Source organism: Stenotrophomonas sp. HMWF023 (assembly GCF_003060985.1).
In the GTDB taxonomy this organism is placed as follows: Bacteria; Pseudomonadota; Gammaproteobacteria; order Xanthomonadales; family Xanthomonadaceae; genus Stenotrophomonas; species Stenotrophomonas lactitubi.
In genome coordinates, this window is the sequence record NZ_QAIJ01000268.1 from 1 (window position 1) to 3,999 (window position 3,999).

At 65.6% G+C, this 3,999-nt stretch carries 5 protein-coding genes and 1 pseudogene; 3 read left to right on the forward strand and 3 right to left on the reverse strand.

Features of this window, described 5'->3' with window-relative positions; all coding sequences use genetic code 11:
• The 3 genes and pseudogenes from DBR20_RS15425 to DBR20_RS15435 all read left to right on the forward strand — a co-directional run.
• Positions 1–286, forward strand: a pseudogene (locus DBR20_RS15425) (nicotinate-nucleotide diphosphorylase); the annotation flags it as partial.
• Between the two features lie 112 nt (positions 287–398).
• A complete protein-coding gene (locus tag DBR20_RS15430; protein WP_108266781.1) occupies positions 399–1,376 on the forward strand; it encodes a DUF2272 domain-containing protein in 978 nt (325 codons plus the stop codon).
• A gap of 69 nt (positions 1,377–1,445) precedes the next feature.
• Complete coding sequence (locus DBR20_RS15435) at positions 1,446–1,796, forward strand: DUF3301 domain-containing protein (RefSeq protein WP_108266782.1); 351 nt, start codon at positions 1,446–1,448, stop codon at positions 1,794–1,796.
• 83 nt (positions 1,797–1,879) lie between these two features.
• Here DBR20_RS15435 and DBR20_RS15440 read toward each other — a convergent pair whose 3' ends face one another.
• The 3 genes from DBR20_RS15440 to DBR20_RS15450 form a co-directional block, all read right to left on the reverse strand.
• Complete coding sequence (locus DBR20_RS15440; protein WP_100464519.1) at positions 1,880–2,335, reverse strand: ClpXP protease specificity-enhancing factor; 456 nt, start codon at positions 2,333–2,335, stop codon at positions 1,880–1,882.
• 84 nt (positions 2,336–2,419) lie between these two features.
• Positions 2,420–3,055, reverse strand: coding sequence for a glutathione S-transferase N-terminal domain-containing protein (locus DBR20_RS15445; RefSeq protein ID WP_089240017.1), 636 nt, complete (start codon positions 3,053–3,055; stop codon positions 2,420–2,422).
• Between the two features lie 134 nt (positions 3,056–3,189).
• Entirely contained in the window at positions 3,190–3,939 is a 750-nt protein-coding gene (locus tag DBR20_RS15450) for a cytochrome c1 (RefSeq protein WP_108266783.1), read from the reverse strand.
• Positions 3,940–3,999: the final 60 nt, after the last annotated feature.

Below are 3,999 nucleotides of genomic sequence, written 5' to 3' on the forward strand. Positions count from 1 at the left end.
GCCACAACTGCCGCTGGTAGTCGAGGTCGAGGACCTGGACCAGCTGCGGCAGGCGCTGCAGGCCGGCTGTGAACGCATCCTGCTGGACGACTTCAGCCCGGAACTGCGGCGCGAAGCGGTGCGCATCACCGAAGGTCGTATTCCACTGGAAGTGTCCGGCAGCGTCGGCCTCGGCGGCCTGCGTTCGATCGCTGAAGATGGCGTGGACTGCATTTCCATCGGTGGCCTGACCAAGCACGTGCAGGCCATTGATCTGTCGTTGAAGCTGGGTCCACCGCCGGGCTGAGGGTGGATTCGCGGATCGTGATGTTGCGGGCCAGCGACCGGCACTACCGTTCTCACACCCGGCGTTCACAACAGCGCTGCGACGCTGCGACCATCCCCCACAGGAGCCGCGCATGCGCCGGATGCTCTTGCCTGCCTGCCTGCTGCTGGCCGCAGCACCCTTCTCGGCCGCCGCCGTCGAAGCCTGCGATGTACCCCCGCGTTTCGGCCTGAGCCCGTTGGCGATCGCCATCCGCAACACTGCCTGCAACGAGCATCGCCTCTGGTTCCGCCCCTTCATCGACCGTGACGGCCGCGCCGCCAGCCTCAGTGTCACCGAGGCCGAAGGCGATCATCTGGCTGACAACGGCCTGATCGCCTGGCAACGCGTCACCAGCTACTGGCGTGAAAGCGGCACCCTCAACGCACTGGGCAGCCAGCCCGGCGCCAGCAGCTGTCTGGCCCCATTGGGAACCCGCTACACCGACAACGACTGCCGCGCGTTCCTGATCGACAATCCGTGGTCGGCTGCCTTCATTTCCTGGGTGATGGTGCGTGCCGGGGTACCCGGCTTCAACACGTCCCCGCGCCATATCGACTACATCCGCGCCGCCTACCAGGCAGGCCCTTCCGGCGTGCCCTACCGCCTGATGGACCCGGCCACCGCCAAGCCAGCACCGGGCGATCTGCTGTGCTTCCTGCGCGACCGCAGCAGCACACTCAGCTACAGCGGATTGGTGCAGGCCTTGGGCAACGGCTCGGTCGGCCATTGGAAGTCGCATTGCGAAGTGGTGGTGGCGGCCAACCTCGGTGGCGACCAGACGCTTTACCTGGTGGGCGGCAATGTCATGAACACCGTAGCGATGCGCCTACTGCAACTGGATCGCACCGGCATGATCAAGCTGCCGCCGGCGCGCGAGCGCGACACCACCGGCATCGACCCGACCTGCACACCGGGGCGCGAGGACGAGTGCAGCTTCAACCGGCAGGACTGGGCCGCACTGCTGCAGTTGAATGCCACTGCACCGCGGGTTGCACCGCCTCCGCCGGCACCCGCTGCACCGACATCGGTGCCGCTGCAGCCGGTAACGGAGCCCGGCAGCGATCGCTGAGCAGATGCCGCTTGATCCGGTCGCCATTCGTCGCCATCTTTGGCGGATCGACACCTGACGGCTGAAGCCATGCCCACCCTGCTGATCCTGCTGATTGCCGGCGGTATCGTCTACTTCTTCTGGAACGCAGCGCGTTCGGCCGCCGAACGTGCGATCGAACTGGGCCGCAATGCCTGCCGTGCCGCCGATGTGCAGTGGCTGGACCAGGCGGTGCACGCCACGGGTCTACGGCTGTCGCGTGGGGAAGATGGCCGGCTCGGTTTCGAGCGCACCTTCAAGTTCGAGTATTCCTACGACGGCATCGATCGCCATGTCGGCCGAATGGTGCTGCGCGGTGACCAGCTGATTTCCTTCACCGGCCCGGGCGCGGCGCGGATCAGCCAGATCCGTGCGGACAACGAAGATGCCGAGGATGTGTGAGCAGAAGCATCCACGCATGGCGTGGATCTACTGGACAGCGCGCCGGTAGATCCACGCCATGCGTGGATGAAAAACTGTGGAAACTACTTGACCACGCGCAGGGTCGGACGGCCTTTCGGCGGCGGACCAGCGGGCGGCGTGTCGTCGGGCGGCGTCTGCTCATCGTCGTGCAGCAGCTCATCACTGGCCTGCGCCGGCTCGCCACCGGGAATGTCGTCCGGCAGCGCCATGCCCTGCCCGGTTTCGCGGGCATACACCGCCAGCACCGCACTGATCGGCACCTGCACCGGATAGCTGGTGCCGGAGAAGCGCGCCGAGAAGCTCACCGACTCGTTGTCGATCACCAGCCGCACGACTGCGCGCTCGGCGATGTTGAGCACCACCCGGCCGTCCTTGACGGCAGAAGGCGGAACCTGCACGCCGGGAACGCCGGCGTCGACCAGGATATGCGGAGTCAGCTGGTTGTCGTTGATCCATTCCACCAGTGCCCGCAACAGGTACGGGCGGTGGCTGGTCATGTGGAAGAAGTCTTCGGTCATGCGTGAAGTGTAGCGCCCGACGCCCCTGCCGGGGCGGATCGCCTGCACGCCGGTCGGCGTGCAGACGGGAAAGCGGATGCCGGATCAGCCCGGCAGATCGCGCAGTTTCTTTTCCTGATCGGTCAGGCTGCGAACGAAACCGGGGTGGCGGAAGATCCGGTTGCCGTAGTCCTCGATGGCCTTGCTGTCCTTCGGCAACGGCACGTCCAGCGATTGCAGGCGCCAGATGATCGGCGCCATCGCGCAGTCGGCCAGGCTCATTTCCGGGTTGAGGAAGAACTTGCTGGCCTTGAACAACGGCAACGAGGCCGTCAGCAGTTCCTTCAGCCGCTTGCGGCCCGCCTCTGCCTGGGTCTTGTTGCCCAGCTGGATCGCCTGCACCTGCGGCACCCAGTCATGCTCGATACGCAGCATGGCCAGACGGATGCGCGCGCGCGACAGCGGGTCGACCGGCATCAGCGGCGGGTGCGGATAGCGCTCGTCCAGATACTCGCTGACCACCGACGCGGCATACAGCACCAGCTCGCGCTCGACCAGGGTCGGCACCGAGTGGTACGGATTGAGATCGATCAGATCTTCCGGCGGGTTCTGTGGATCGACCGGAACGAAGTCGAAACTCACGCCTTTGGCCGCCAGCACCAGGCGCACACGGTGGCACAGTACATCGTCGTTCGAGGAAAACAGCGTCAGTGTATTGCGCATGCGTACGCTCGCCGCCATCAAAGGCTCTCCTACGACAGGAGACCGCCTGCCGCATCGGCGCCACCAGCACCGTGCCGGCGGTCGACTCCTCCCCGAGTGTGCAACCGACCATCACAAAAGCCAATAGGCCCGATGCAATGGCCGGCTCTGGATCAGTGCACGTCCTTCCAGTATTCCTTCTTCAACAGATACACCAGGAAGGTCAGCAGGGCCAGGAACAGGATCACCCAGACACCGAGCTGCTGCCGCTTCAGCGCGGCCGGTTCGCCGGCGTATTCAAGGAAGTTGGTGATGTCCCGCACGGCCTGGTCGTACTGGGCCGCGTCGACCGAGCCCGGGCTTTCGATGCGCAGGCCGGTTACCGGCGGGTCCATGCCCGGCGCTTCGGCCTTGCCATGCACCGCGTGCTGCAGGCCCTGCATCTCCCACAACGGATTGGGCATGGAGGCGTTGGCGAACAGCGCGTTGTTCCAGCCCAGCGGGCGGCTGCTGTCCAGGTAGAACGACTTGAGGTAGGTGTAGACCCAGTCACTGCCGCGCACCCGCGAAATCAGGCTCAGGTCCGGTGGCATCTTGCCGAACCACTTCTCGGCCTGCTCCTTGGGCATTGCCACCGGCACCGGATCGCCGACCGCCGAGCCGGTGAAGTTGAGGTTGTTCATCACCTCTTCCTCGCTCAGCCCCAGGTCCTCGCCCATCCGCGAATAGCGCAGATATTTCAATGCGTGGCAGCCGCTGCAGTAGTTCATGTACAGCTGGGCGCCGCGCTGCAGCGACGCCCGGTCACCCAGGTCGTTGCCAGCCTGCAGGAGCTTGGTGCCGCCCTCGGCGGCCGTGGCCAGGGTACTGCCCAGCATCAGGGCGGCCGCCAGGGCCAGCCGGACCATCCAGCGCTCAGTCATGCGTGGTCACCCTTTCCGGTACCGGCTTGGTCTTGTCCAGCCTTGTCCATATCGGCATGG

Coding starts and splice junctions, on each gene's coding strand:
- DBR20_RS15440 (WP_100464519.1), bottom strand. CDS start 2,335: ATGACCGAAGACTTCTTCCACATGACCAGCCACCGCCCGTACCTGTTG.
- DBR20_RS15445 (WP_089240017.1), bottom strand. CDS start 3,055: ATGGCGGCGAGCGTACGCATGCGCAATACACTGACGCTGTTTTCCTCG.
- DBR20_RS15430 (WP_108266781.1), top strand. CDS start 399: ATGCGCCGGATGCTCTTGCCTGCCTGCCTGCTGCTGGCCGCAGCACCC.
- DBR20_RS15450 (WP_108266783.1), bottom strand. CDS start 3,939: ATGACTGAGCGCTGGATGGTCCGGCTGGCCCTGGCGGCCGCCCTGATG.
- DBR20_RS15435 (WP_108266782.1), top strand. CDS start 1,446: ATGCCCACCCTGCTGATCCTGCTGATTGCCGGCGGTATCGTCTACTTC.